Source organism: Chthoniobacter flavus Ellin428, from assembly GCF_000173075.1.
Taxonomy (GTDB): domain Bacteria; phylum Verrucomicrobiota; class Verrucomicrobiia; order Chthoniobacterales; family Chthoniobacteraceae; genus Chthoniobacter; species Chthoniobacter flavus.
On the sequence record NZ_ABVL01000003.1, the window covers coordinates 487,925 to 514,901 of the forward strand.

Sequence of the window (26,977 nt, forward strand, 5' to 3'; positions counted from 1 at the left end):
ATTTCATCCGCTTTAACCGGCGGCCCAGATACTTCCGACCAGCGCTCCCCGCGTTTGTTACCGAAGAAATTGCTGTTCACGATCTCCGCGCGCCTCGGCGGCAGCGGTCTCGATCTGGACTCCTTCGAAGCGGTAAAGGGGGCGTGGCAGGCGGGCATTCTTGGCCGCGTGGTGGCCTACGACAACCGCCAGCGCGAAATCCCCGCGAACCTCGTTCGCAGCCTGCGCTGGCACCCCGTGCGACTGGCCTCCTTTCTGCAGACCAGTCACTATTACGGGGCGAAGAAAAAATACCTCGATTGGGTTTGCGCCCGGGATGTGGCGCGGCGCGACTTCGACATGGTGCACAGTTGGTCGGGCGACTGCCTGCGCACCTTTCGGGAGGCGCAGAAGCGCGGTATCCCGACGGTGCTGGAAATCCCCACGTGGCATCGAAACAAAGGCAAGAAAAAGCCGGCGTTGACCAAAAGCGAACGGGAACGCGACGCGCTGCCCCTTCCACGGCGTTGGTTCGAGCAGTTGCCGCCTACGCGACAACAGATTTTGGAGGAATATGACCTCGCCGACGTCATCCTCGTTCTCTCCGATTGCGCGGCCGATACCTTTCTCGCCGCCGGCTTTGACAAAGAGCGCCTCTTCTCGCTTCCGCGCGGCACGGACATCGAACGCTTTACGCCGGGCACGCTTCCGCCGAAATTCCGGGCGATCTTCGTCGGTGCGCTGAAGAAACGGAAGGGCGTGGATCTCTTGCTCGAGACCTGGCACGACCTCGCGTTGAAGGATGCCGAGCTGGTGCTCGTCGGCGCCGTGCACAAGGAAATCGAGGAATATCTCGCGCGTTACGGAGGGCCGAGCGTGCGCGTGGTCGGCCACGTTTCCAAGCCGGAGGATTACTATCGCGAGTCCAGCGTGCACATTTTCCCATCGACCTGCGAAGGCAGTGCGAAGGTCACTTACGATGCCGCCGCCTGCGGCCTGGCGCAGATCACCACGCGCGAAGCGGGTGACGTCGTGCTCGATGGCGTGAATGGCCTTGTCGTGCCCTGCGGCAACAAGGAGGCGCTCGCCGAGGCGATCAAAAAGCTCTATCACAATCCGCAGTTGCTGGCTTCCATGGGGAAGGCCGCGCGTGAGCGGATCGTCGACAATTTCACGTGGGACCATTATCGCCAGCGCCTGCTTCGTGCCTACGAGTACGCGCTGCAGAGGAAGCGTGGAACCAGCCAGTCGGCTTAATCTCTTGGTCGCAAATCGGTAGCGACGATTCCGCCGCGTCGTCCCCACAACCTGTCAGAATCTTCATTTTAGATTCAGGCTCTCGACAGCCTCTCTTCCCAGCCTTTCTCACGTGAACCCTTCCTTCCCGCGTCACGTCGTCCCGCAACTGCCTCGTTCAAGGCTCGATCTCATTTGCGCAGGCGCGTCACGCCTTCACTTCCTCCTGTGGCCCTAGAACGAGATATTCCCTCGAAAGAAAATTCCCCGACTTCGCGTAGCGGAGAATTAGGCCGGCACGATAGCGATCGCCTGGCAACGCTTTGGCAAAAGCTGTCGCGCTCGCGCTGGAGCGTGGCGCTGCTGATGGTCGCACTGCTGGCCCTGCGCGTGGTTTACACCTGGCACTTCCGCATCGATTCGGACGAACCGCAGCATCTCCATGTCGTGTGGGGATGGGCCAACGGCCTGCTCCCGTATCGGGATGTCTTCGATAACCACTCCCCGGTATTCCAGGCGCTCTGCGCGCCGCTCTTCCACTTACTGGGCGAACGCGCCGACATCGTGCTTTGCATGCGGCTGGCGATCCTTCCTTGCTTCATCGTCACCGTCTGGCTGGTGAAGAAAATCGTCGGCAGCTTTGCTGATCGACGCACCGCCATCTTCTCGGCCTGGATGGCTGCGCTCTTCCCGCCGTTCTTCTTCAGCTCCATCGAATTTCGTCCCGATCAAATGTGGGCGACGCTGTGGATGGCGACGCTGGCCATCCTGATCTACGGCCGTGCCACGCCGAAGCGTGCGCTGGGCGCCGGACTCATGCTCGGCCTGGCATTTGCCGTGTCGATGAAGACGACGCTCATGCTCGCCGCCCTCGGCGCCGCGTTGGTCGGCACGATGCTCATCGTGCAGGACGGAGCGTGGACCTGGGCGAGGCTGAGATCGCTGCTCATTTGCGTGCTGGCGGCGTGCGCTGGCATCCTGGTCATTCCATCGCTGGTCGTGCTCTTCTTCATCAGTCGCGGAGCCGGGCGGGAGATGTATTACTGCGTCATCCAGCACAACATCATTCCGGGCAACGCGGGTTCGCACAATCTCCTCTCGGCCCTGTTGCGTCTGGCCTGCTTGCTGCCGCTGGTGGCGATCGTCGGGCTGGTCTTGCGCCGGCAGAGAATGTCTGCCGAGATCAAGCGCCGGATCAGTTTCAGCTTTCTCGCTGCGGCGTTCTTCTACGTTTTCCTCGTCAGCTTCTGGCCGGTGCTCACGGCGGAAGATTATCTCCCATTCTTCCCCGCGATGGCGGTGACGGTCGCGCCGCTTTTGCTCTGGATTTGCCGTTTCAATGTCTCGCGCCTCGGCGTGACTGCCGCGCAAACGGCTGCCTTTTTAGTGCTGGCCGAACTGGCCTGGCTCGTCGGTTCGAATTCTCCGCTCAATAACCAGGCGGCGGATAAAGTCGGCATGATAGCGGACACCCTCAAGCTTACCTCGAAGACGGACTACGTGATGGATGCCAAGGGCGAGACGATCTACCGGCGGCGAGCCTTCTATTACGTGATGGAGCGCATGGCGCTGTGGCGGCTGCACCATGGCCTGGTTCAAGACAACGTCCTGCAGCGTCTCATCGAAACGCGGGCGCCGCTGGCGACAACGCGCCGCATGCCGCCGGAGGTAAAGCAATTCATCCACGCGAACTATGTGCCGATCGCCTATCGTCTTTGGACGCTGGGGCAGGAATTGCCCATGTCCAGCGCACGCACGCCGCAAACGGTGCACTTCCAGGTGGTCATTCCGGCGCGCTATGTTTTGATGACGCCGGATGGATTGGTGAGGGGCAGGCTGGATGGCACGCCTTTGAACGGCGCCCGCGAGCTGGCGAGCGGGCAGCACGAATTCGTGCGCGCTCTCGGCGTCCACGGTCAGGTCATTCTCGTTTGGGCCAACGCCTGGGAGCGCGGCTATTCTCCATTCAGTGAGATCAAGCCGGACATTACCACTCAGCAGGACTGATCGAACTTCTCTTCTCCTCTGCGATTAGCTGATCCGTCGCTCGGCGAGGAACGCGCTGGCCCGGGCGAACTCGCGCTCGAGTTCGCCGATGTCGTCCGCGTGACCGGATGGCTCGTGCACGGGCGAGGCGCTGTCGCGCAAACGGCGGACATTTTCGGTCAACTGGCGCACGCGGCGGACGACGCGGCGATGGAAGAAGTAGAGCGCGATCGCCCGGCTCACCAGTCCGACGAACACGGAGAGAAAGATGAGCATGAAATCGCGCTGCCGGACGGAGCGGATTTCGTCAATGCGCTTGGAAAGGAGCCGCTGTTCGTTGTCGCGCAAGGCGGCGAGCTGTTGGAGCAGCGCGTCGAATTGCGGTTGATTTTGAAGGACCAGCGCAGCTGGATCGGGTACGGAGCTGCCGGCGGAGAAGCGGGCGAGCACATTCAGTTCCGTCGCTACCTGACCTTGGATGGCGTCGAGGCGGCCGAGTTTTTCGACGCGGCGGTTCTCCTTGGGTATAGTCTGTATGAGAGTCCGCACGTGGGTCAGCTTGTCCGGCACGATCGTCTGCGCCTGAATGGCCGGCTGAAGCTCCGCAGTATCGTGAGTTAGCAAGTAACCACGCAGGCTGGACTCGGCGCTGAGCAAAGCGGTGTGGACATCCACCAGACTCTCCACCATTTCGAAATGGCGATTGAGCGAGAGCTCCATGCGCTCGCGCTGGTGATTGCTGTAATAGGCGAAGAGCGCCGTGATCAGGACGGCGAGGAGCGGCAGGCTATTGAAAACCACACCCTGCACTCCCAAGGGAATGCGTTGCCAAATGGAGATGCGTGACATGCGGGAAGGAGACTACCGGATGCTCCATAAAACCGTGGAAGGCAAGGGGTGGTTGCGGAAGAAGAGAAGGCAGAACATCCAACATCCAACGTCCAACATCGAACATCCAATGAGGAGAGATCGTTCCCGCACACGCTTGCGCCGATTGGATGTTGGATGTTGGGTGTTGGACGTTGGATGTTTAAAACGCAATTCACACTCCGTCCCGCCCGCGATTCGGATATTCCCGTCCTCGAGCGGCTCATCCCGCTGTCGGTGCGCGGCTTGCAGGCCGCGACCTATTCGCCGGCGCAAATGGAGGCGGCGCTTGGGCCGGTGTTTGGGGTGGATCGGCAGCTCATTCGGGACGGGACCTACTTCGTCGTCGAGAATGGGGAAGCGATTGTGGGATGCGGAGGCTGGAGCCGGCGAAAGGCGGTTTTCGGTGGAGATCGGCAGCGCCAGGGCGAGGACGCTGCTCTCGATCCGATACGCGATCCCGCCCGCATCCGGGCGTTTTTCGTCCATCCCGATTTCGCCCGGCGTGGGATTGGCCGGATGCTCCTTACACACTGCGAGGAGGCGATTGGTGCGGCCGGTTTCCGCGAAGCGGTAATGGTGGCAACGCTGGCCGGCGAACCGCTCTATGCGGCGTTCGGTTACGCCGTGGTCGAGCGCTACGAAGTGCCGCTGGCAGAGGGGCTGATGCTGCCGGTCATCCGCATGGCGAAGGCCATTTCGCCATCTTGAAATGCTCTCAGAGCATCGCCTGAAAACGCAGTGTCATACGTCGTTGTGCGGGGCCGGATACGAAGCTAAGAGGTGAGCAGAAGGGAAGAGGCCTGCTCAAATTCAAAAATGAAAGAACCCCTAAAATGACAACGCACGTTGATGAAAAAATCTATGGCAAGGTGATGGAGGTCCATTTGAACGGCACCTTGACCAAGGAAGATTATGCGCGGTTTGTTCCGGATACCGAGGAGCTAATCCGGCAGCACGAAAAGATTCGCATGCTGATCATCATGGATGACTTCCAAGGGTGGGATGCCGGCGCACTGTGGGAAGACATCAAATGGGACATGAAACACTTCAATCACATCGAGCGCGTGGCCGCGGTGGGCGATCGAAAGTGGGAGAAATGGATGTGCAGCTTCTGCAAGCCCTTTACGACTGCGACAGTCCGCTATTTCGACATGGCGCAATTGCCCGAGGCGCGCGCCTGGCTCAACGAGTAACTATCCGTCCGTAGATAAATGTGGAGTGAGAGTAACCGGTCTGATCCCGTGAGGTCAGGCCGGTTTGTCTTTTCCGTTACACGAACACCTTCGCGATCGGTGTGCCTTTGTCGGTGACCGGAATGGGGCGTTCGCCGTGCATGATGTTCTTGCCCGGATTGACTCCCATGGCGGCGATGATCGTCGCGAAGAGGTCGGGCACGCTCACCGGATCGGCGGTGACGTTCATGGCCAGCTCGTCGGTGGTGCCAATGCATTGTCCCGTACGCAGGCCGCCGCCGGCGAGGATCACGCTGAAGGACTTACCGTGGTGTCCGCGACCGCCGCCGCTGTCGAAGTGCGCCGGGCGGCCGAATTCGCTGGCAATGACGATGAGCGTCTTGTCGAGCAGCTTGTTCGCCTCGAGATCGTTGATGAAGGTGGAGACGACGCGGTCGAGGCCGTCGATGAGCATGTACAATTCGCGCTGCGCCGCATTGTGCGAATCCCAGCCGGCGCCATTGACGAAGTTGAGATTGAAGCCGACTTCCATGAAGCGGACACCGCGCTGCACTAGGCGCCGTGCCAGCAGGCAGCGCTGGCCGAACTCATCGCCATAGGCGGCGCGCAGGGAATCGGGCTCTTCGTTGAGGTGGAAGGCCTTCATGAAGTCACCCTTCTGCAGACTGAAACCCTGGGCGATCGCCTCGTCGTACTCGCGCGGCGTCGGGTCGCTGATGTGGCCGAGGTAATCCTCGCTGACCGTTTCCAACAAGCCCTGGCGGCGCGCGGCGCGGGCATCATCAATATCGGGAGCGCGGGTGAGGCCGGCGGGACCGCTGGCCGTGTCCGTGAGATAGACATACCCATCCTTCGGGCCGAGGAAGCCCGGGCCGCGCGTGGCGCTCGGGTAGCCCATGAGGACGTAAGCGGGCACGCCTTCCGCCGCGGATTTGCGCTCGTGCGCAATGATCGAACCGATCGATGGATAAACAACGCTGCCGCTCGGAGCCCGGCCGGTGTGCATGCGATTGGTCGCTGCCGCGTGCTCGTCGATGACGTTGTGATTCACCGTGCGGATGGGGATGAGCCGGTCGGCCATTTTCGCGAGCTTCGGCAGGTGCTCGCAGAAGGTGGCGCCGGGGATCGCCGTGTCGATGACGTCGTAATAGCAACCGGCCTTTTTCTTGCCGTCGCCGCGAATGGGCTTGGCGTCGAAGGTATCGATCTGCGACATGCCGCCACCGAGCCAGATGAAGACGCAGTGTTCGGCTTTGCCGAGGGGAATTTCCGGGGCGGCGCTGCCGATGCGTGGCAGGGCGAGAGCGCCGGCGGCGAGGGAAGCGCGGGTCAGGAAGTCGCGGCGATTGATGGAGTTCATAGGTAAGTTCTACGGGTGGGCTCCTTAATCTTATTCTTTAATCCTTAATCTCAGTGAGAGACAGGATGGGATTGGATGGGGATTAAGGATTAAGATTAAAGATTAAGGATTAAGATTAAGTGAGTTACGGTTCGTAGATGAATTCCGGTGTGAGCATGAGGGCCCAAACGGCATCTTCCATGCGTTCCCGCCAGGGAGGAGCAAGACGCTCGGTCGGCGGATCGCCGGCGCGGACCATCTTCTCGATCTGGTAGGTGACTGTCGTCGCCTCGGGATTGAGATGGTTGCTCCACATCGGGAATTTGGTGATGCGCGGGCGCTTCGGGGTCTCGCCACTGGGGACGGCGATGAGGCGATCCGCGTAGCCGGGGGTGAGGTCGGTCACGAAGGCGGCGCGTTCCCTGGCGGTCGGCTGTCGGCTGAGCACGCGGAGGAAAAGCTGCGTCACGAGTTCGTCGACCGATTGATCGCGCACGGCGAGCGCGGTGAAGGCGCTGTCGTCACTGAGGCGTGTGATGCGGGCGCCGAGGGTGCCGTTGGCCAGGCTGGCCGGCTGGAGCACGTTGGGCGATTCCTCGCGAGTGCTCGCCGGCGCGACCCGTGATTCGCGCCAGCCGAATTGCGTGAGAATATCGGTGAAGGGCGAGGCCGTGGGCTTGGCCAGCGCGGGCCGGTCGCGTTCGTTGCTCAGACCCACAAATTCCCAGGCGCGGGTCGGCTTGCCGAGATTGAGGAAGTCCTTCACCGAGCGATGGGCATCGAGATCGAAGTTGAGCTCTTCGCAATTGAACGGCTTGCCGGCGACCTGGAAGAGCGAATCGACAATCTGCTCCGCGGTAAGGCGGCGGCGGGCGGGTGAGGCGAAGTAACGATCGTTCGGCTTTTCGAATTTCGAGCCGGTTTCGGTAACGACGCGCTGATAGGTTTCCGAATTGAGGATCAGCCGGGTAACATACTTCAGGTCGTAGTCGTGGGTGATGAGCTCGCGACCGAGCCAGGTAAGCAGTTCGCGGTGTGACGGGTGCACGTCTTCCCAATCATCGACCGGGTCGACGATGCCAAAGCCCATGAGCCGCTTCCACACGCGATTCGTGACCACTTGCGGGAACCGTTCGTTGCGCGGGTCGGTGATGATGTTGGCCAGCTTCTCACGGGTGTCCTCGGTATTGCGCACCACGCCATCGAGCGGGTCCTGCTTCAACGAGGCAAAAGGGAAATGTGGATCGATCATCTGTCCCGCTTTGAGCGAGACGACGACGCGGCTGTTCGTGTTCAGGCCTTGCGTGAGGCTCGAGCCGGGCACTTTCACCGGCGATCGCTGGAGCATCGCGGACATCGAGAAGAGATCGCTCTGGTCGTAGGGATGGTTGGGCGCATCGTGGCAACGGGCGCACTTCATCTCCATGGCGAGGAAGGCGGAGGAAACGATCTGTGCCTTGTTGGCCATGGGCAGGTCATTCTGCGTGGCCACGCCGAAGCCGGCGGCGCCGCCATTGCGCTCGCTGCCCTCCATGAGCGTGAGGGCGGTGACGAAGCGGTCCATGCCCCAGTTGTCGCGCAACGCATCGCGCAGGAAGAAGCGGAAGGGGCCGGTGTTATTGAGCGTGGCCTTGAGGATGGCGGGATTTTCCGCGAGCACGTCCTGCCAGTAGGGGATCCACTCGTCAGCCCAGCGTGGATCGGCGAGCAGGCGGTCGATGGCCTTGGCTCGCTTGTCCTTGTTGGTATCGGCGAGGAAGGAGGTGAGTTCCTCCGGTGTCGGCAGCAGGCCGATCGTGTCGAGGGTCACGCGGCGCAGGAAGGAGGCGTCGTCAGTCAGCGCGGCGGGTTGGATGTTGGCCTGCTTCAGCTTGTCGTTGATGAAGCGGTCGATGACGCCGCCGGTGCCGGCGGGTATGACCACCGGGTTTTTCTTCGCCGCTTCCGTGCGGGCGAGTTCGTGGCGGAATTTCCAGTAGGTGAGTTCGTCGGTATTCGCGCGGCGCTGGGCGGAGAGGTCATCGATGTGCGCGCTTTGTTCGGCGACGTAATGTCTCCAGCCGTCGTCGGTGAAACTATACTCGTGCTGGTTGTTCGTTAGCAGACGGAAGGGAGAGCCATTCGTCGAGATGCTCAGGCTCGGCTGTCCAAGTTCCGGGCGCAGGTTTTTACCGCCGACGAAGGTTTCGAAAACGATGACGTGCGGTTTGCCGTCGCCCTTGATGGTCGCCATCGCTTCGCTATGCCCCGGCGGGAGCAGGGCGACGTCCTTGACGAGTTGCACCTCGAGTTGATCGGCCCATGGCTTCGGCATCGGAAGCGCGGGTTGGGCCGGCCGGCTTCGGGTAAAAGTCGGAGGGTCGCGACGATCTTGCCATCGATGGAGAGACGCCCACCCCCCCAGGGCGCGCATGAGGAGTCGATTCTCGCCGCGCGGCAAGGTGACGGCGCCGGCGATTTGCACGAGAAAGGGAATGGAACGATCGCGCCGCACGCCGCGGGGCGAATACTTCGGAATGATTTCGCCGAGGGCGAAAGCTTGCTCGTTCCACGATTCGGTTTTCGTCTTCGGCACATTGGCCCATCCGACGTCGAGAGCGGGGGCTGCCTTGGCGGTGTCGGCATCGCTGCTCGTCCATTTCGTTGCGGAGACTTCCGGTTCGTTCACCGCGTGCTCGAAGACTTCGACGCGGACGAGACCTTTCGGTAATTCGTCGAGTTTCACCACCGGCGCCTTGATCTCTACGGGCTTTGGTGCGAGGCCCGCGGTGCGTGCCTTGATCGCCTCGTCCTTCAGTTCCGAACGGTAAACGGCGATCTCGTCCAACTTTCCGGTGAAGCTGGAACCCGAGCTGCCGCCCATGGCGGTGCCGATCCACACTTCATCATCGTCCGACCACGGGCCGAGATCGGTTGCGCCGCCCATATCCCATTCGCCCTTGATCGGCGCGCCATCGATCCAGCCTTTCGCGCTGTCGGGTTCGCCGAATTTGTAACTCACCGCCACGTGATGCCACGCCTGGCCGGGCAGGAAACCGGTGGTGGAAGTCCAGCGATGCCAGAACTCCTCGCCGCCAGCGGTCGCGTTACGTTCATCGCGGAAGACGAAGCTGACGCGCGCCGTGCCATCGGCTTCGCGCAGGCGCAGGCCCCAGTTTTGATTGTGCGGCGGTTCGCCGGCCCGGCCGGTGCGGCCCTTGCCGACGATGTAGGAATTCTGTCCGTGGCCGAGTCCATCGCACTGCACCCAGGCTTCGATGCTGATGGTCTCGCCTTTCTTGAAAACGAAACGGTGATCGGTGTCCGGCACCCGCAGGCTGGCGCCCGGTTGGTGCAGGCTCAGCGCGTGATTGGTGGCGATGAATTGCGGATATTCCGGCGGGCGGGGGCCATCGACGATCTGGGCGCCGCCCTGGAGGAACGGCTGGGAGGCCTCGGGATTCGAGTTCCAATGGGCCAGCGGCTGGTCTTTGGCGATGAGGTCATCGTAACTGCCGGCGAAGGCCGGCGCGGTGAGCGCGGCCAGGGTGAGGAAGCGGAGGAGCAGGTTCACGGGAGGAAGTGTGTCGGCAAAGTCTATCCGACACACGCGCTCTGGTGAGGGATTTTCTGCTAACACTTTTGGGGGATGGCCCCCAAGGGCGAAGGCGGTCAGTTCTTAATCCTTAATCTTTGATCCTTAATCGTTAATCCCGGGCTTCCGGCTTCCAGAGAGATTAAGGATAAACGATTAAAGATTAAGGATTAAGAGCCAGAGTTTTCACTCCAGCTGAATCAACCCGCGCCGGATCCCCTCCGAAGTCGCCTGCGCGCGATCGGCCACGCCCATTTTCACGAAGAGATTGCTGGCGTGGCGCTTGACGGTTTCCTCGGAAATACCGAGGGCGGCGGCGATTTCCTTGTTGGCTTTGCCGCGGGCGATGAGTTGCAAGACCTCGCGCTCGCGGTCGCTGACATCCGGGGCGGCAACGCGGCCGGCCAGGCGTTGCGCGAGGGCGGCGGACAGGTGCCGTTCGCCGGCGGCGACGGCGCGGATGGCGGACAGGAGTTCCTCGCGCGCGGCAGACTTGAGCAGATATCCACGCGCGCCGGCTTGCATGGCGCGGTAGATATCCTCTTCGCCATCGAAGGTGGTGAACATGAGCACCCGCGCGTCGGGCCACTCGCGGCGGAGATCGGCGGTGGCAGCGGTGCCATTGGCGCCGGGCAAGCGCAGGTCCATGAGGACGACGTCGGGATGATGTTTGCGGAATTGGGTCACGGCTTCCCCGGCGTTGCCGGCCTCGCCGACAACGTTGAGATCGTCTTCCAAACCCAGTGAAGCGGCCAGTCCACTGCGAACCACGTGATGATCGTCCACGACGAGAATGCGAATGGGTTTGAGCTTGGGCATGGGGAGGGACGGGTTTCTGGTTTGAAGTTTCTGGTTTCTGGTTTTCCCGTTCGGAACGTCTAGCGGTGACAACGCGGAGAACCAGAAACGAGAAACCAGAAACTTGAAACCTCCGTTTGTTGCGGCGGTCAACCTTTTGGCAACGGCACCTGCACTTCCACGGTGGTGCCTTTGCCCGGTTGGCTGCGCAGTTCGAAGTGGCCACCGAGTTTCTCGACGCGCTCGCGAATGCCGATGAGGCCGAAGTGTCCGGCGGGCACCGGCGCGCTCGTGTTGAAGCCAGCGCCATCGTCTTCGATGACGAGGCGCATTTGCGCCGCGGCGCTGAAGTCCAGGCGGATGACGATGCGTTGCGCATTGCCGTGTTTCACGGCGTTGGCGGTGGCTTCCTGGGCGACGCGCAGGAGTTCGTGGCCAATGACTTCGGGCAAACGGCGTGTCTGGCCAATGGTGAGAATTTCGAGCTGACGGCCTGAGGTCGCATTGGCGATCGCGGGGCGAATGGCGTCGGCGAGGGGCTGGGTGGCGAGCGAGCTGTCGCGGAGATTCCAGACAATGCTGCGCACGCCGGCCTGGAGTTGTTGCACGAGGCGTTGCGTGCTGGTGAGGAGTTCGTGCAGCTTGGAATCACCGGCGCGCGTTGAGGCGGCGTCAAGCCGCAGGCTCACGCCGACGAGCTCCTGCTCGAGGGTATCGTGAAATTCGCGGGCGATGCGCTGGCGTTCATCGGCGATCGTCACGGCTTCCACCTGCGTCCGAATGAGCGTGGTCTGACGGCGCACCTGTCGCCGCAGCAGACCGGCCCAGGCGAGCGCGAGCACCGCCAGTCCGAGGAGGATGCCCGCGGCGATTTCGAGGCGCTGGGTCGTCCACCATGGCGGGCGGCGCAGGATGGTGACGGCGCCGGGCGAATTCGAGAGGAGTAACTCGAAGGAGCGGGCGCGTGTGTTGAAGCTGCGCGTCGGCTGGGTGGCTTCGACGACCCGGCAGATTCCACGCAGGCGCACTCGCGCTCCGGCGGACGGAATCTCCGTGGCATTCGCGGTGATCGGGATGATCGCCTGGAATGCAGTATCGGCCGCTTGCACGGTGAGGCGGATGCGATCCGGTTCGCGCAAAACGTCGCGGACATTCGCTTCCACTTCCACGAGATCGGCATCCAGTTTTCCCGCGGCGAGATCCTTGACCACCGCGGGGTTGGCGTCGACCGGAGAGGTCTCGCCGGTGCGGCGCAACACGGCGTCGTCGAGTTCCGCGCTGAGCGTGCCCATCGTGGGGAAGCCGAGCGCTTCCACGACATCCGCGGGCGCGAAGGTCTCGGTCGTCGTCGTGCGCACGCGCAGGCCTTGGGTGCCATCGCGCAGATAAACCGCACTGCCCGGTTCCTGTTGCGTGACCACGCCGTGCACTTTCACGCGATGACCGGCTCGGCCGTTCGGCGCGAAGCGCAGCAGTTGCGAGGCGGGCGTGGCCTCGATGGCGAATGCCTCCGCGGGTGCGGGCTCGAGGACCTTGACGTCGGCCAGCGAGCGCACGCGCAAATGCGGGGCGACCAATTGCCGGCGATCGTTGATGTATCCGGCGGCGATGCCGGCGACGCGCACCACGGCATCGATGAGATGTTCGTCGGGCGGCGGATCGTCGCTCACCGGGTAGACGTCGATCGAGCCGTTGCCCAGCGCGAGCTTGAGCACCGAGTATTGTTCGCCCGGCGTGATCGAACGCACGATGCCCTGGACCTCGACCCAGTCGTAATGAAACTGACCGGAGGCGAGTTGCTCGTAGTCCATGTGCCGCGGCTCGGGCGGTTCGCCGTGGGCGAGGACGGTCACCTTGTTGGCGGCGATGCCGGTCAGATACAGGCCGGGGTAGGTGAGGCCTTCCAGTTCGATCTGATCGCCGGCTTGCAGGTCCGGGACATTTTTTCCCCAGCGGATGAAACTCGCGCCGGAGTCATCGCGAAAAAAGATGGTGCGTCGCGGTTCGACGAGGGTGACGACCGCACGCAGGTGGACGGGATAGTGACGCGCCGCCTCGGCTTCCGGCAGGTTGCGCAATTCGCGCGCGGTAGTCAGCGTGGGCAGCGGCGCGTCATCCGCGCGCAGCGCAAGAAAGGCGCTGGCGAACAGGAGGAGAAGCGAGGAAAAGAAACGCACGACGTCGGCAGGATAACCGACGAGGCAAGCTAAAGCGCGCGCGTGCTGCTAAAAAAACAGCGGGACGCGCCGCAGCACGTCCCGCCGGAAATCGTTTTCGCGAAGTTGACGGGCTTAGTAAACCCTCACGTAGACGCGATGATGATGGCGCCAATAATAACGGCCATGGTGATCGGTGTAATAGACGACGCCGACGGGTGCCGGTTCAACCACGACGACGTCGCGGTGGTAGGGGTGATAGTAGGGGCCGCGATGGACCACGACTTCGTGCTCGACGCAGCCGGTCACGAGCATAGGCACGGCGAGGACGGTGAGAAGGAACAGAGACTTCATATGTTAATGGAGGTTTCGGAACTGGAGCCCCTGGTGGTTGTCCATTCCGACAACAACCAGTGGGTGCTCCGCAGCATAGGACGCATCATTCCGTAAATGAATTCAATCTAAGCTGGCGGGAATTTGGTGATTTCGTCATTGGTCCCATTCCCGCCCATTCCGCCCGATTTCATGAAACACCTGTTCCCACTCGCCCTGTCCATTGCCATTTTGCTCGCCGTCACGGCGCTGCCGGCCGCTGAGCCGGATTACCCGCAGAGCGAAGATTCCAAGCCGCACGCCGACGTGCCCAAAGGCGAGCTGATCAAGTTCGACTTTGCCGAGTCGAAGATTTTCCCGGGCACTACCCGCGAGGTGACGATCTATGTGCCGAAGCAATACGACGGCACCAAGCCGGCGTGCCTGTATGTGAACCAGGACGGCATGCAATGGAATGCGCCGGTGGTTTTCGACAACCTCATCGCGAAGGGCGATATACCGGTAACGATCGGCGTTTTCATTCGCCCCGGGGTGGTCAAAGCGCTCGATGGCAGCAAGGCGCTGGATCGTTACAATCGCAGCTACGAATACGACGGCATGGGCGATGGCTATGCGCGCTTCCTGCTCGATGAGTTGCTGCCGGTGGTGGAGCAGAAAACGACGGGTGACGGACGCAAGATCATCCTCAGCAAGAACGGCAACGATCACGCCATCGGCGGTAGCAGCAGCGGCGCAATCTGCGCTTTCATCGCGGCTTGGGAACGGCCGGATCAATTCACGCGCGTCTTCACCAGCGTCTGCACCATGGTCGGCCTGCGCGGGGCGAACGTGTATCCCACGCTCGTCCGCGAATATGAGCCGAAGCCGATCCGCGTCTTCCAAGTGGACGGCAGCCATGACAACAACATCTATGGCGGTGACTGGTGGATGGCGAACCAGGAACTCGAGCGCTCGCTAACGTTTGCCGGTTACGAGCACGATCACGCGTGGGGTGAAGGCGGGCACAGCGGAAAGCAAGGCACGGCGCTGTTCCCGGACATCATGCGCTATCTATGGAAGGGCTGGCCGACGCCGGTGAAGTGCGGGCGAAGGCTCGCCGCAACTGCAGGAGATTCTCATCCCTGGCGAGGGCTGGCAGATGGTGTGGGAAGGCGGCAAAGCCACCGAAGGCATGGCCAGCAACGCGAAGGGCGAAGTGTTCTTCAACGACGTGCCAAACTCGAAGACCTACAAGATCGCACTCGATGGCAAGATCACCGAATTCCTTCCCGACTCACATCGCGGCGATGGGCAGGCCTTCAGCCCGAATGGCGGTCTCTACGCCTGTGCGGGTGGGGTGGAGAAGATCATCGCTTACCCGGACGGCAAGGGGGAGGCGGCGGAGATCGCCAGCGGCTTCCGCGGGAATGACCTCGTCGTCCTGCACAATGGCAACGTCTACGTCACTGAGCCCGATTGGGACGGCACGCACAAGGAGCACAGCAAGGTGTGGCTCATCAAGCCCGACGCCTCGAAGAGCGTGGTGGATACCGGGCTGAAATTTGCCAACGGCATCACCGCATCGCCGGATCAATCGCTGCTCTACGTCGACGACACCAAGTCGCACTGGGTTTACAGCTACCAGATCCAGCCTGACGGCACGTTGAAGGACAAGCAGCGCTATTACCACTTGTTCGAGCCCGACACGGCGGACGACTCCGGTGCCGATGGTATGGAGGTGGACAGCGCCGGGCGGCTCTATGTGGCCACGCGCCTCGGTTTGCAGGTCTGCGACCAGGCGGGGCGGGTGAATTGCATCATCCCCACGCCGAACGGCAAGGTGAGCAATATCGTCTTCGGCGGCCCGGACTTCGATACCATCTACATCTCCTCCGCGGGCGGCATCTACAAACGCAAGGTGAAGGCGAAGGCTGCCTCGAGCTTCGCCGCGCCGATCAAGCCCGCCGCGCCGCATCTCTAAGCGAAAATCTCTTGCGACTATTTCCTAATTCCGAGCATCTATTTGAACTCATCACCCCAATCATGAAATCCCCACTCCTCACCAGTATCGCCGCTCTCCTCATCGCCGTGCCTGCGTTTGGCGCCGATGAAAAGCCGGCCGCCGAGTCCGCCGCCAAAAAGCCCCTTGGCCACCAGGACTCGCCGATCATTCCCGGAACCAAGTGGCACGTGCATGACGGCGAGCGCCCGCAGCCGCCGATCGTGACGCCCGGCGAACCGAGCACGCCCGAAAAAGTCGGCACCGCCCCGAGCGACGCCACGGTGCTCTTCGACGGCAAGGATCTCTCGAAGTGGAAGATGGAAAAGGACGGCAGCGATGCAAAGTGGAAGGTGGAGGATGGCTACATGGAAGTCGTGCCGAAGAGCGGTTACATGGAGACGAAGGAAGAATTCGGCCCCGATTTCCAACTGCACGTCGAATTCCGCGAGCCGACGCCTCCGACCGGTGACGGCCAGGGCCGCGGCAACAGCGGCGTGTTCCTCTTCGGCCGCTACGAAATCCAGGTGCTCGACAGCTACAACAACCCGACTTATCCCGACGGCCAGGCCACGGGGATCTATGGTTACATGCCGCCGCAGGTGAATGCCTCACGCCCGCCTGGCGTGTGGCAGACCTATGACATCCTGTGCGAAGGCCCGCGCTTCAAGGATGGCAAGCTCGAGAAGGCGATGATCGTAACCGTGCTGCACAATGGCGTCGTCACGCAGAATCACACCGCCCTCATCGGCGAAACGCCGCACCTGCACGTCGGAACCTATCATCCGCACCCGGAAAAGGGTCCGATCAAGCTGCAGGACCACGGCAATCCGATTCGCTATCGCAACATCTGGATCCGCGCGATGCATATGCCCACGCCGGGAGACATCGGCGACGGCCCGAAGATCGGACAGTAACCGGCGTTACGCGTCGGCCAACCTCGGTCGCATCGCATGAAAAAATCGCTCTTCGCGTTGACCGCGCTGTATTTTTGCAGCGCGGTCAGCGCTTTTTGTGGGGACACGGCTCCGCCCGCGCAGGCGTTTGATTTGCACGCCTGGAAGCTGCAGGTGCCGGGGCCGCTCGAGGTCAAGGACCTGCGCAATTACTCCTCCGGCTACTTCTTCCTCAACGACAGCAAGGAGATGGTCTTCTCGCTCGACGCGGCGGAGAAGGGGACCACGCCGAATACGCATTATGTCCGTTCGGAGTTACGGCATTTGCCGAACTGGACGGTGGAGGAAAATCACACCCTCACCGGAGAAGTGCGGGTGGTCTCGCATTTACAGCCGGACAAGCTGACCGTGCTGCAGATTCACGGCATCACGCTCGAGGGAGATAATGCGCCGCCCCTATTGCGGATCGCGGTGAATCACGGCAGCCTCTACGCTGCGGTGAAGCCGGATAATTCCGGGGACAAGACGGACATGGTGCTGTTGAAGAAAGACCTCAAGGGTGATTACGCCAAGGTCTCGATCATCGTGAAAGGCGGGCAATTGCACATCGCCGTGGATGGGCAGGAGAAGCTGGTGCGCGACCTGTCGTATTGGAAGTTCGCCAACTATTTCAAAGCCGGCCTGTATCCGCAGGCGACCAAAGGCACGGCGCAGGTTTTCTTCCGCTCTCTCAAGGCGGAATAGGGAATACATGAATGCGCTGAGCCTCGTTTCATTCATCCTGATTCCAGCGGTTCTCGTGGTGGGGTGCGCCAATGAGCCGTCGATGCCCAAGAAAGACGACCGCCTCGGGGTTAGCAGCGGGGTAACCCTCTCTTCGCACGATATGTCCCGCGTCTCGCCGGCCCGTCCGAATACGATGCCGCCAAACTAAATATGAAACTCTCACTGTTCCCCCTCGTTTGTCTATGTGCGGTGTCCGCACAGGGCGCGCTTGATCAATCACTGCAAGCTCTGGCAAATGTCGGCCGGGAAGGACAGGGGAATGAAGCGGCAAGTGTAGCCTGGAAGGAGGTGGTGCAGACCGGACCCGCTTCGCTGCCTGCGTTGTTGGCGGTCGTGGGCAAGGGAAGTCCGGTGGCCGACAACTGGCTGCGCATTGCCGGGGATGCCATCGTGCAAAACGCGCGAGCGCAAGGCCAGGCCTTGCCCGTGGCCGAGGTGGAAGCCTTTCTCAAGGACACCGCGCACCCGCCGCCGGCGCGCCGCCTGGCTTTTGATCTTCTCAAGGAAGCTGATCCCGCAAGGGCCGATGCCGTAGAGCCCTCGCTGGCCACCGACCCCGTACAGGAGTTGCGGCGCGGCGCGGTGCAACGGCTCATCGATGCGGCCAGGACCAAGGAAGCCGATGCGGCCAAAACGGCTTATCTCGCCGCGCTCGATGTGGTGCGCGATGAGGACCAGACGCGCGCCATCGTCACGGAATTGCGCAAGCAATCCGTGCCGGTGGATTTGCCGAAGCACTTTGGTTTCCTCATGCAGTGGCAGGTCATCGGGCCATTCGACAACTCGGAGCGGAAGGGTTTCGAGACGGTCTTCCCGCCGGAAAAGGAAATCCGGCTCGATGCCACCTATGACGGAAAGAGCGGGCCGGTGAAGTGGCAGCCCTTCGTGAGCGGCGACGAATATGGAAAGCTCGATTTCAACAAGCCGTTTGGGATGTTGAAGGAAGTGACCGCCTATGCCGTGGCCGATTTCCAGTCCACGGAAGAGCGCGATGCCGAGATCCGGCTGGGCTGCAAGGATGGGTGGAAGGTGTGGCTCAATGGACAGTTTCTCTTCGGTCGCGATGAATACCACCGAGGCCAGCAGATGGATCAGTACAAGCTGAAGTGCCATCTGCGGAAGGGCGCGAATACCATTCTCGTGAAATGCTGCCAGAACGAGCAGAAGGAACAATGGACCGTGGAATGGGAATTCCAGCTTCGAGTTTGCGATGGCGCCGGCACGGCCATTCTCGCCGCGGCAACACCGGCCAAATGAACCCCTGCTTTTCTTCCCCCATGCGCCTCCTTTATTCTCTTTCTCTCCTCGCCCTGGCTTGGGCCGCGCCGGCGCTGGGCCTCCGACTGGGCCGCAATTCCGTGGCCCCCGATAGCACGGCGGTGGCGCCGGACGGACAGATTCCGGCCGCATTGAAAATCGATTGGAGCGTGCCACTGCCCGGACGTGGCCTGGCGAGCCCGATCATCGTCGGTGACAAGCTATTCCTCACCTGCGCCAGCGGGCCGAAGCAGGAGCGACTGCACCTCTTCTGCCTCGACGCCGCGAATGGCCGCAAAATCTGGGAACGCCAGTTGCAGGCGACGGGCCGCACGATGTCTCATCCCAAGACTTCGATCGCTTCCTCGACGCCGTGCAGCGATGGCCGGCACGTCTTTGCCCTGTGGAGTTGCAACGATCTCGCGGCTTTCGATCTCGAGGGAAATCTGCTCTGGGTGCGCGGGCTCACGACGGATTACCCGAACGCCAGCAACAGTCTCGGCATGGCCTCCTCGCCCATTGTGATCGGTGAAACCGTGGTCGTGACGATTGAAAACGATAGCGAGAGCTACTCGCTCGGGGTCGATGCCAAAACGGGATGCAACCTGTGGAAGCTCGATCGGCCGAAGGCGGCGAACTGGAGCAGTCCGGTGCCCTGGCGGGCCGGCGCCCACGCGACGCCGGTGGCCGTGCTGCAGTCCTCCAAGGGACTCCTGGCCGTCGATCCGGCGAGCGGCAGCCGGCTGTGGGAGTATACGGAAGGCGCCTCGACCACGAGTTCGAGTGTCGTGGCTTCGGGAATCATCTATGCGGCGTCGAATGGTGTCACCGCGCTCTCCCCGGATGCCAGCAATGCCGCGCCGAAACAGCTCTGGCGCTCGAAGCAGATCAACCCGGCGACGATCAGTCCGCTCGTGTTGGGGGGCTCGATTTTCAGCTGCAACAACGCGGGCGTGATATTGGCGGGAGACATCAAGACAGGCAGCATCCAATGGAAGCTGCGGCTCACCGGGCCGTTCAGCGGTTCGCCGGTGGGCGCAGGCTCCCGGTTGCTGGCGGTGAATGAGAAAGGCCTCGTGCAGGTCGTCGAGACGAGCGCGTCCGAGGGCAAGTTGATCGGCCAGGTGCAATTGCCACTGAACACCGAGACGAAAGAAAACATTCTCTGCACCCCGGCGATCAGCGGGAATCACGTCTACGTGCGGACGGATAGCACGCTGTGGCGACTCGGGGAGTAGTGCCATTCTTCAAACGGATCCGCCCGATGGAGCGTCCGCCACGCAATTGTAACAATCCTGCTCAAGCGTTCCGCTGAAACTCCCGGCATCTTATGTGCCGTGACCGCTCCGTCCTCCTCGACTGCCCCGTCCGCTTCTGAGCCGAAAATGGCGGATGGGATGATCGATTGGCGGACCTTGATTGGCCACAGCGAGGCGGTGCAAGGGGACGAACCGACGGATACCGCCTTTGAGCGTTTTCGGGGCCACAAGCAGGAATACATGGCCGTGCTCGATGGCCAGCGACCGGAGGGTGTCTGTGCGCGGCGTGAGATTGGGATGCTGCTCGGCGGCCGCTACGGTTACGCCCTTTTCGCTCGCAAACCCGCCCGCGCCCATATGGCGCCGACTTCGCTCTCGGTATCTGTAGATATGACGGTCGACGCTGTCCTGCGGGCCGTATTTTCGCGGGAGGCGGCGGAATTTTACGACGACGTCATTCTCGTGGATAGCGAGGGTCTCTTCCTGGGCCTCATTCACGTCCACACGCTGGTTCGCTTGCAGACATCCCTACTCGAGGCGCACGTGGAGCAATTGCAGGCTCAACGCCGGGAAATCGCGAACAAGAACGAACAGATGGAGATGGACCTCGCTCTCGCGCGTGAGATGCAACTCACGCTCCTGCCGCGGCAATTTCCCGCCTTTCCGCCCGGAGCGAAGGCCGAGGATAGCACCCTGCGCTTTGCCCATCACTATCTGCCCTCTACGGCGGTGAGCGGCGATCTTTTTCACGTCTTCCCGCTCGGCGAGCACCGGGCCGGCGTCTTCATCTGCGATGTGATGGGCCATGGCGTCCGCTCCGCCCTGATCACCGCCATGATGCGGGTGCTCGTGCAGGAAGCCTGCACCCACGTTTCCTCGCCGGGCGAAGTGCTCGCCCGCGTGAACCGCGGTCTCATCGAGATCATCCCCACGGAAACAGGAGTGATGTTCGTCACCGCCGCCTACGCCATCTTCGATGCCGAACGCCGCTCGGTCAGCTACGCCAGTGCCGGGCATCCCGCGCCGCTGCACCTCATGCGAGGAAAGGGGACTGTGGGCTTGCTCGATCAACCGCGCTGTGATTTCAACCCCGCACTCGGCATTTTCCCGCAGGTGACTTTCGGCAACTACGAACGATCTCTCGAGGCCGGGGACATCATCCTCTTCTACACCGATGGGCTGTTCGAAGTGGACGGGGCCGATGGCACTCTACTCAGTGTCGAAGGCCTCGCCGAGTTCACCCGGGCTTTGGCCGCTGAACCGCTCCCGGTGTTGGTCGATGGCATCGTCGCCGCCGTGCGATCCTACGCGGCGCGTGGCTTCGACGACGACGTCTGCCTGCTCGCCGCCGAAATACCGGCGAGGTAGCGACGAGAACGCGATCTTGCGCAGCCTGGCGTGCCCTTGATCATAATCTTTAATCCTTAATCCTTAATCGTTAATCCTTAATCCTTCAGACGTCGGGTCTGGGCGAAGGATTAAGGATTAAGGATTACGATTAAGAAGAAGATGCCCCGTGACACACGACGGACTTGCGGGGGCGTTTCATGCGCCCTATTCTCCGCCGTTTTATGTCGTCAGATCCTACTTCGCTTTATTCGCGCAAAAATCCGTTTCCCGCTCTTCATCCCGTTAATCGCAAGCTGTCGGGAGAAGGATCGGGCAAGGACACGCGCCATCATGAAATTTCGCTCGCCGGTTCGGGGCTGAATTACGAAGTCGGCGATTCCCTGGGTCTTTTTGCCACGAACGACCCGGAGCTCGTGCAGGAGATCATCACGGCCATCGGCGCCACCGGCGAGGAAAGCGTGACGGGGTCGGATGGACAGCCGAAGTCCCTGCGGAATGCGCTGCTTGGCGACTATATCATCACCCAACCGAGCAAGGAATTCCTCAAGGCGCTCATCGAGAAGGCCGACTCCGCAGTCGCCGATTTGCGCGATCTTTTCAACGACCCGGCGCAGAAAAAGGCGCTGGAGGATTACCTCTGGGGTCTCGAGTTCATCGATTTCCTCCTCGCGCATCATTCAGTGAAGTGGGGTGTGGAAGAATTCGTGAAGACGCTGCGCAAGTTGCAGCCGCGCCTTTACTCGATCGCCTCGTCGCTCAAGGCGAATCCCGAATCCGTGCATCTCACCGTGGCCACGGTGCGTTACGAGAGCCATGGGCGGAAGCGCAAGGGCGTGGCCTCGACCTTCCTCGCCGAACGCTGGGGTGGCGACCAGAAGGCCGGCGTGTTCGTCCATACGGCCAAACATTTCCGTCTGCCGGAAGACACGAATACCCCGGTCATCATGGTCGGCCCGGGCACGGGTGTGGCGCCGTTCCGCGCTTACATCCAGGAGCGCAAGGTGACCGGCGCGAAGGGCAAGAACTGGCTCTTCTTCGGTGAGCAGACCCGCGCGAAGGATTTCCTTTACGAACAAGAACTCGCCGCGCTGCAGGCCGATGGCGTGCTGAACAAGCTCGAGGTCGCCTTTTCCCGCGACCAGGCCAACAAGATTTACGTGCAGGACAAAATGCGCGAGAACGCCGCGGAGCTGTGGAAATGGTTGCAGGAAGGCGCGCACTTCTATGTGTGCGGCGATGGTGCCCGCATGGCCAAGGACGTGGATACCGAACTGCATCGCATCGCCGAGTCGCAGGGTGGCAAATCGCCCGAAGAAGCGGCGGCTTACGTCGAGAGCCTGAAGAAGGAGAAGCGTTACAAGAAGGACGTGTACTGAGAGATCAGTGCCAAGAGCCAAGTAACGAGAGCCAAGTGGCCCGGCCGAGCGCTAGAATGTGGCGCACTTGGCTCTTGGCTCCAGGCTCTTGGAACTCCTTAATCCCACATCATGTCCAGTCAGTTTGGCCAAGCTTTCCGCATCTCCACCTGGGGTGAATCCCATGGGGGCGGTGTCGGCGTTGTGATTGATGGTTGTCCGCCGCGCCTTGAATTGAGCGAGGCGGATATCCAGCGCGATCTCGACCGCCGCCGTCCCGGCCAGAGTGAGATTGTCACCCCGCGCGATGAAGCGGATCAGTGCCGCATTCTCTCTGGAGTGTTCCAGGGGCAGACGCTCGGCACGCCGATCTGTGTCGCCGTCATGAACAAGGACGCGCGGCCGGAATCGTACCGCGAGATGGAGACGGCCTATCGCCCGTCCCACGCCGACTACACCTACCAGGCGAAGTATGGCATTCGCAATTGGCAGGGCGGTGGGCGCGCTTCGGCGCGGGAGACGATCGGGCGTGTGGCTGCCGCGGCTGTGGCCAAGAAGGCGCTGACGCAATTGGCGCCGGGGCTGGAGATCGTGGCCTATGTGAAGACGATTCACGAAATCAAGGCCTACGTTAATCCGGAGACGGTTACGATGGAGGAGGTCGAGTCGAACATTGTGCGCTGCCCCGATCCGGCGAAGGCGCAGGAGATGATCGATTTCATCAAGCAGGTGCGCAGCGAGGGCGACAGCGTGGGGGGGACGATCGAGTGCGTCATCCGCGGCACGCCGGCGGGCTGGGGTGAACCGGTCTTCGACAAGATCGAAGCGGACCTGGCCAAGGCGATGATGAGTCTGCCGGCGACCAAGGGTTTCGAAGTCGGCAGCGGCTTCGCTGGGACGCGTCTGCGCGGCTCGGAGCACAACGACGCTTTCGTGATGGAGAGTGGCAAAGTGCGCACGCGGACCAATCTCTCCGGCGGCATTCAAGGCGGCATCACCAATGGCGAGCCGATCTTCCTGCGCATCGCCTTCAAGCCCACGGCGACCATTTTCAAACCCCAGGAGACGGTGACCGTCACTGGCGAAGCGACGGAGCTCCAAGCGCGCGGACGCCACGACCCGTGCGTGCTCCCGCGAGCGGTGCCCATGGTGGAAGCCATGGCGGCGCTGGTCCTCGTCGACCACGCCCTGCGTCAGCGCGGGCAGGTGGGGTAATCCGCCAGACTGAATCTGGCATTCGCTGAAAGCGTGCGTTGGCGATTCTTCTAATCGCGGAGCGATTCATGCCTGTAGCCGTGGACTTTAGCCCACGGAAACCTTTTCCCAGCGGCCTCGTCGCGGAGCGACGTTGGCCTTTTGGCGGTGAGTCGCGGTCGCAAACGTCGCTCCGCGACGCGCCTCATGGACGCCCTTCCGTGGACTAAAGTCCACGGCTACAGGCAAACATCGCTCAGCGATTGAAAAGACCGCTGTCGTCCACTGGCTGAATGTCGATTTAGCCTAGTTCACCAGCACGATCTTCCCCGAAGCTCCCGGAGCCATCACGGTCTTGTGCGCTTCGGCTGCATCCGCGAGCGGAAACTCGCGGGCGATGATCGGGTGGAGCTTGCCTTCCTTCAGCCCCGAGACGATGGCCAGATGCGCTTCGGTGAGCACCGGTGCGGGTGTGCCGAAAACCATCACGCCGCGAACATCGGCGTTGCGCGCCATGAGGTCGCGCGGATTGATTTCCACCGGTCCACGGCTGCCGACGATGACTACGCGGCCGTTGTTGGCCAGCATGGGAAGGTCTTTGCCCAGATTGACGCTGGCCAGCATCTCCAGGATGAAATCCACCCCGCGCCCGTCGGTCGTATCGAGGATGCGTTCCGGATAGTCCTTCGAATGATGGTCGAAAACCGCGTAGGCGCCTTGATCGAGCAGTAGCAAACGTCCTTCGTCGGTGCCACCGGTGGCCAGCACACGCGCTCCCACGGTTTGCGCGAGTTGCACAGCGGCGAGACCGACTCCGCCTGTGGCGCCGTGGATGAGGATGATCTCGCCCGAGCGCAGATGGCCACGATGAAACAGGGCGACGTGGGCCGTCGTGTAGGGCACGCCGAGCGCCGCGCCTTGGGTAAAGGAGACGTTGTCGGGCAGGGGATGAAGATGGACGGGTTCGCAGAGGGCCTGCTCGGCGTAAGTGCCAGTGACCGAACCGGCGAGATAAACACGATCGCCCACTTTCCAGCCGGTAACGCCGCTGCCGAGCGCGGCGATCGTGCCTGCGCCATCGGTACCCGGAGTATAGGGCGGCGGCGGCAGCTTGGCATACTTGCCGGAGCGGATGTAGGTTTCGACCGGGTTGATGCCGATCGCCTGGATGCGGACGAGGATCTGGCCGGCGGCGGGAGTGAGATCGGGGACGGTGGCGACCTGGAGGACATCAGGCTCGCCGAATTGCTGGACGCGGATGGCTTTCATGAACGCGGAGGAGGTTCGCTGTTAGCGGATGTTTGCGGAAGAAGGAAGTCCGAGTTCTTTCGCGAGGGGGCGGAAGGCTGCGCGTAAGCGGCGAGGAACTTTTGACATTCGGCCCCGGCTGGACAATTCATTGCACCCTGTGAGTTCTGAATCCATCGACCCATCTCCGCGCGGCGTAGAGTTTGCGGATGTCATCGACGTCATCGCCGAGGACGCGAATACCGGCGAAGTCACGCTGATCATGCTGGAGCCGCGTCCTTGGGACGGATCGGAGGTGCGCCTCTTTCAGCTCCAGGAGAAGATCAACGCGTATCTCTCCTTCGCGCTCGATGGCGAGATGGCCGAGTCGTTTCCGCAATTCGACGGAAAGAAGATCCGCGTCCAGCTCGATTGCGTGGGCATGCCACCGAACGACGTCGTCGGCTTCCTGAGCATGGTGCGCGACCAGATTGCGTTTCAAGGCATCAATCTGGAAGTGCGGGTGATGGGCGAAGGCGGTTGCGGTCCGGGCTGCGGCTGCCACGAAGGCCATTGACCGGCTTGGGAAAAGCCGCAGTTCTTAATCTTACTCTTAATCGTAATCTTACTCTTCCGCCGTCCGCTGGCCGAGGGGATTAAGATTAAGATTACGATTAAGATTAAGAGTTAAAATAGAACTGCCGGGGAAGCATGGCCTCCCCGGCAGGTACCCTCCATACGGAATCTTTCTTCGGCTTCTGCGCGGGTTAAACAGAAGCGATGGCGAATCGAGCGGCTTAGGCTTTGTCCTGAGGCTGGTATTCGTACTTCTTGACGATGCCCGGCTCCGGCACAGGATACTTGCCGTCCTTGTCGCACTTGACCGGCGGCGGTCCGTCCATCGTGAACTTGTCCGCGTCGGGCGCGAAGGCGTGGTCGCAGTTGAGGAAGTCGTCCCAGGTGATCTCCTGCGCGGTGTGGCCGGCCATACGGCCCATGCCCGTCGCCACGCTGGCGTCGACGCCGCGCTTCACTTCATGGTGCGGTTGGTCGGTGCGGATGGCGCTGACCAGCGCATCCCATTCGTTCTGGTAAGGATTCGTCGTGTCCGTGCTCTGCCAGATCTGGTTGGCGCGGCTCGGGTTCTGGCCCTTGTAGGTGCTGGAAGGCGTGCCGATGTCGCCATTCTTGGAGACGATCGCCAGGCCCTTGCTGCCGTGCAGATAGCTGGAATAGAGGGGCAGCGCGCCGACCATGCAGCGGCCGTCCATGTAGAACTTGCTGCCGTCCTCGAAGGTGTATTCCACCGAGTAGCTGTCGAAGTTCTGGTCGACGTAATTATAGCGATAGTGACGTCCACCCACCGTCTGCGCCTTGATCGGCCACGCATTCTTCATCCAGCAGAGATGATCGATGTGATGGATGTAGAAGTCGGCGAAGCAACCGCCGCTCGCCCAGAGGAAGCTGTGGAAGCGGCTGATCTGCCAAAGCAGTTCGGTCGGCGCCGACTTGTCGGTCAGGCCGGGCCACTTTTCCGAAAACGCGGAAGCCAGCGGGCCGGACATGCGATAGCCGCGCATGTTGATGATCTCGCCGATTTCGCCATCCTGCACGCGCTTGTGCAATTCCTGCATCGGCTTGCTGTGGCGGGACATGAGACCGACGCCGACTTTCATGCCTTTCTTTTCCGATTCCTCGGCCATGGCATACATCTTCTTCGCGCTCGCACCATCGGCGATGAGCGGCTTTTCCATGAAGACGTTCAGCCCCTTGTCGATGGCATAACGGAAGTGCACCCAGCGGAACGCGAGGGGGGTGGTGAAGATGGCGATGTCGCCTTTCTTCAGCGAATCCATCGCGTGCTTGTAACCATCGAAGCCGATGAACTTGCGGTCATCCGGCACGTCGACTTTGTCTTCGTGCTGGGTCTTGAGCGACTTGTAGCTCTTATCGAGCCTTTCCTGATACACGTCGGCCATGGCCACGAGCTTGACCGGCGGCCCGGTGACCGACATGGCGTTGTGCGCCGCACCGGTGCCGCGGCCACCGCAACCGATGAGCGCGACTTGCAGCGTGTCGTCGCTGGCGCCGTGGACGAAGGGGACGCTGACGCCGGCGAGTGCGGAGGCAGCGGCGGTGGTTTTGAGGAATTGACGCCGAGTGGGCGTGTGTATGAGGGGGTCGTTCATGGTGAGAGTGCTAACGGTGCGC

Annotated in this window: 21 protein-coding genes and 1 pseudogene; 14 read left to right on the forward strand and 8 right to left on the reverse strand. The window is 61.8% G+C overall.

Annotated features, from left to right (window positions below):
• Nucleotides 1-69 precede the first annotated feature (69 nt).
• Both CFE428DRAFT_RS07590 and CFE428DRAFT_RS07595 read left to right on the forward strand, forming a co-directional pair.
• The gene (locus tag CFE428DRAFT_RS07590; protein ID WP_165920180.1) at nt 70-1,236 is read left to right on the forward strand and encodes a glycosyltransferase family 4 protein; all 1,167 of its coding nucleotides are present in this window, start codon (nt 70-72) and stop codon (nt 1,234-1,236) included.
• Between the two features lie 207 nt (nt 1,237-1,443).
• Complete coding sequence (locus CFE428DRAFT_RS07595) at nt 1,444-3,222, forward strand: ArnT family glycosyltransferase (protein WP_131990100.1); 1,779 nt, start codon at nt 1,444-1,446, stop codon at nt 3,220-3,222.
• A gap of 24 nt (nt 3,223-3,246) precedes the next feature.
• On the opposite strand, the gene CFE428DRAFT_RS07600 is transcribed toward CFE428DRAFT_RS07595, so the two are convergent.
• The gene (locus tag CFE428DRAFT_RS07600; protein ID WP_006978909.1) at nt 3,247-4,050 is read right to left on the reverse strand and encodes a CHASE3 domain-containing protein; all 804 of its coding nucleotides are present in this window, start codon (nt 4,048-4,050) and stop codon (nt 3,247-3,249) included.
• 177 nt (nt 4,051-4,227) lie between these two features.
• Here CFE428DRAFT_RS07600 and CFE428DRAFT_RS07605 point away from each other — a divergent pair, with 177 nt between their 5' ends.
• Together CFE428DRAFT_RS07605 and CFE428DRAFT_RS07610 are read left to right on the forward strand one after the other, a co-directional pair.
• Nucleotides 4,228-4,779, forward strand: a complete 552-nt coding sequence (locus CFE428DRAFT_RS07605) for a GNAT family N-acetyltransferase (RefSeq protein ID WP_006978910.1) — start codon at nt 4,228-4,230, stop codon at nt 4,777-4,779.
• Between the two features lie 125 nt (nt 4,780-4,904).
• On the forward strand, nt 4,905-5,264 hold the full coding sequence (locus tag CFE428DRAFT_RS07610; protein ID WP_006978911.1) for a SpoIIAA family protein: 360 nt from the start codon (nt 4,905-4,907) through the stop codon (nt 5,262-5,264).
• Between the two features lie 76 nt (nt 5,265-5,340).
• Here CFE428DRAFT_RS07610 and CFE428DRAFT_RS07615 read toward each other — a convergent pair whose 3' ends face one another.
• From CFE428DRAFT_RS07615 to CFE428DRAFT_RS37110, 5 genes are all read right to left on the reverse strand, one after another.
• A complete protein-coding gene (locus CFE428DRAFT_RS07615; RefSeq protein ID WP_006978912.1) occupies nt 5,341-6,624 on the reverse strand; it encodes a DUF1501 domain-containing protein in 1,284 nt (427 codons plus the stop codon).
• A 124-nt stretch (nt 6,625-6,748) separates the two neighbouring features.
• On the reverse strand, nt 6,749-10,156 hold the full coding sequence (locus CFE428DRAFT_RS07620; RefSeq protein ID WP_006978913.1) for a DUF1553 domain-containing protein: 3,408 nt from the start codon (nt 10,154-10,156) through the stop codon (nt 6,749-6,751).
• Nucleotides 10,157-10,363: 207 nt separating this feature from the next.
• Entirely contained in the window at nt 10,364-10,996 is a 633-nt protein-coding gene (locus CFE428DRAFT_RS07625) for a response regulator (protein WP_006978914.1), read from the reverse strand.
• A 128-nt stretch (nt 10,997-11,124) separates the two neighbouring features.
• Complete coding sequence (locus tag CFE428DRAFT_RS07630; RefSeq protein WP_006978915.1) at nt 11,125-13,152, reverse strand: sensor histidine kinase; 2,028 nt, start codon at nt 13,150-13,152, stop codon at nt 11,125-11,127.
• A gap of 114 nt (nt 13,153-13,266) precedes the next feature.
• Complete coding sequence (locus tag CFE428DRAFT_RS37110) at nt 13,267-13,485, reverse strand: hypothetical protein (protein WP_006978916.1); 219 nt, start codon at nt 13,483-13,485, stop codon at nt 13,267-13,269.
• 171 nt (nt 13,486-13,656) lie between these two features.
• On the opposite strand from CFE428DRAFT_RS37110, the pseudogene CFE428DRAFT_RS39615 reads away from it, so the two are divergent.
• The 9 genes and pseudogenes from CFE428DRAFT_RS39615 to aroC all read left to right on the forward strand — a co-directional run.
• Nucleotides 13,657-14,193 (forward strand): annotated as a pseudogene (locus CFE428DRAFT_RS39615) (alpha/beta hydrolase); the annotation flags it as partial.
• A 442-nt stretch (nt 14,194-14,635) separates the two neighbouring features.
• Nucleotides 14,636-15,424, forward strand: coding sequence for an SMP-30/gluconolactonase/LRE family protein (locus CFE428DRAFT_RS38805; RefSeq protein WP_237705450.1), 789 nt, complete (start codon nt 14,636-14,638; stop codon nt 15,422-15,424).
• A gap of 62 nt (nt 15,425-15,486) precedes the next feature.
• A complete protein-coding gene (locus tag CFE428DRAFT_RS07645) occupies nt 15,487-16,359 on the forward strand; it encodes a 3-keto-disaccharide hydrolase (protein WP_006978919.1) in 873 nt (290 codons plus the stop codon).
• Between the two features lie 36 nt (nt 16,360-16,395).
• Nucleotides 16,396-17,082: a polysaccharide lyase family 7 protein gene (locus CFE428DRAFT_RS07650; RefSeq protein WP_006978920.1), complete on the forward strand. Its 687-nt coding sequence runs from the start codon at nt 16,396-16,398 to the stop codon at nt 17,080-17,082.
• Between the two features lie 192 nt (nt 17,083-17,274).
• Complete coding sequence (locus CFE428DRAFT_RS07660; RefSeq protein WP_006978922.1) at nt 17,275-18,381, forward strand: hypothetical protein; 1,107 nt, start codon at nt 17,275-17,277, stop codon at nt 18,379-18,381.
• Nucleotides 18,382-18,401: 20 nt separating this feature from the next.
• A complete protein-coding gene (locus CFE428DRAFT_RS07665) occupies nt 18,402-19,619 on the forward strand; it encodes an outer membrane protein assembly factor BamB family protein (protein WP_006978923.1) in 1,218 nt (405 codons plus the stop codon).
• A 99-nt stretch (nt 19,620-19,718) separates the two neighbouring features.
• Nucleotides 19,719-21,008 carry a PP2C family protein-serine/threonine phosphatase gene (locus tag CFE428DRAFT_RS07670; protein ID WP_131990096.1) on the forward strand — a complete coding sequence of 430 codons (1,290 nt, stop codon included), beginning with the start codon at nt 19,719-19,721 and terminating at the stop codon, nt 21,006-21,008.
• Nucleotides 21,009-21,211: 203 nt separating this feature from the next.
• Nucleotides 21,212-22,366, forward strand: a complete 1,155-nt coding sequence (locus tag CFE428DRAFT_RS07675) for a sulfite reductase subunit alpha (protein WP_006978925.1) — start codon at nt 21,212-21,214, stop codon at nt 22,364-22,366.
• A 111-nt stretch (nt 22,367-22,477) separates the two neighbouring features.
• Complete coding sequence (gene aroC, locus CFE428DRAFT_RS07680; RefSeq protein WP_006978926.1) at nt 22,478-23,560, forward strand: chorismate synthase; 1,083 nt, start codon at nt 22,478-22,480, stop codon at nt 23,558-23,560.
• Between the two features lie 285 nt (nt 23,561-23,845).
• Here the strand turns inward: aroC and CFE428DRAFT_RS07685 are convergent, their stop codons facing one another.
• Nucleotides 23,846-24,808: an NADPH:quinone reductase gene (locus CFE428DRAFT_RS07685; protein ID WP_006978927.1), complete on the reverse strand. Its 963-nt coding sequence runs from the start codon at nt 24,806-24,808 to the stop codon at nt 23,846-23,848.
• 139 nt (nt 24,809-24,947) lie between these two features.
• Here CFE428DRAFT_RS07685 and CFE428DRAFT_RS33220 point away from each other — a divergent pair, with 139 nt between their 5' ends.
• Nucleotides 24,948-25,343, forward strand: coding sequence for a DUF6572 domain-containing protein (locus CFE428DRAFT_RS33220; protein WP_006978928.1), 396 nt, complete (start codon nt 24,948-24,950; stop codon nt 25,341-25,343).
• A gap of 220 nt (nt 25,344-25,563) precedes the next feature.
• Here the strand turns inward: CFE428DRAFT_RS33220 and CFE428DRAFT_RS07695 are convergent, their stop codons facing one another.
• Nucleotides 25,564-26,955, reverse strand: a complete 1,392-nt coding sequence (locus tag CFE428DRAFT_RS07695; protein ID WP_006978929.1) for a Gfo/Idh/MocA family oxidoreductase — start codon at nt 26,953-26,955, stop codon at nt 25,564-25,566.
• Between the last annotated feature and the right edge of the window lie 22 nt (nt 26,956-26,977).

Coding starts and splice junctions, on each gene's coding strand:
- CFE428DRAFT_RS07625 (WP_006978914.1), bottom strand. CDS start 10,996: ATGCCCAAGCTCAAACCCATTCGCATTCTCGTCGTGGACGATCATCAC.
- CFE428DRAFT_RS37110 (WP_006978916.1), bottom strand. CDS start 13,485: ATGAAGTCTCTGTTCCTTCTCACCGTCCTCGCCGTGCCTATGCTCGTG.
- CFE428DRAFT_RS07665 (WP_006978923.1), top strand. CDS start 18,402: ATGCGCCTCCTTTATTCTCTTTCTCTCCTCGCCCTGGCTTGGGCCGCG.
- CFE428DRAFT_RS07615 (WP_006978912.1), bottom strand. CDS start 6,624: ATGAACTCCATCAATCGCCGCGACTTCCTGACCCGCGCTTCCCTCGCC.
- CFE428DRAFT_RS07600 (WP_006978909.1), bottom strand. CDS start 4,050: ATGTCACGCATCTCCATTTGGCAACGCATTCCCTTGGGAGTGCAGGGT.
- aroC (WP_006978926.1), top strand. CDS start 22,478: ATGTCCAGTCAGTTTGGCCAAGCTTTCCGCATCTCCACCTGGGGTGAA.
- CFE428DRAFT_RS07660 (WP_006978922.1), top strand. CDS start 17,275: ATGAAACTCTCACTGTTCCCCCTCGTTTGTCTATGTGCGGTGTCCGCA.
- CFE428DRAFT_RS07695 (WP_006978929.1), bottom strand. CDS start 26,955: ATGAACGACCCCCTCATACACACGCCCACTCGGCGTCAATTCCTCAAA.
- CFE428DRAFT_RS07610 (WP_006978911.1), top strand. CDS start 4,905: ATGACAACGCACGTTGATGAAAAAATCTATGGCAAGGTGATGGAGGTC.
- CFE428DRAFT_RS07675 (WP_006978925.1), top strand. CDS start 21,212: ATGTCGTCAGATCCTACTTCGCTTTATTCGCGCAAAAATCCGTTTCCC.
- CFE428DRAFT_RS38805 (WP_237705450.1), top strand. CDS start 14,636: ATGGCCAGCAACGCGAAGGGCGAAGTGTTCTTCAACGACGTGCCAAAC.
- CFE428DRAFT_RS07650 (WP_006978920.1), top strand. CDS start 16,396: ATGAAAAAATCGCTCTTCGCGTTGACCGCGCTGTATTTTTGCAGCGCG.
- CFE428DRAFT_RS07685 (WP_006978927.1), bottom strand. CDS start 24,808: ATGAAAGCCATCCGCGTCCAGCAATTCGGCGAGCCTGATGTCCTCCAG.
- CFE428DRAFT_RS07605 (WP_006978910.1), top strand. CDS start 4,228: ATGTTTAAAACGCAATTCACACTCCGTCCCGCCCGCGATTCGGATATT.
- CFE428DRAFT_RS07645 (WP_006978919.1), top strand. CDS start 15,487: ATGAAATCCCCACTCCTCACCAGTATCGCCGCTCTCCTCATCGCCGTG.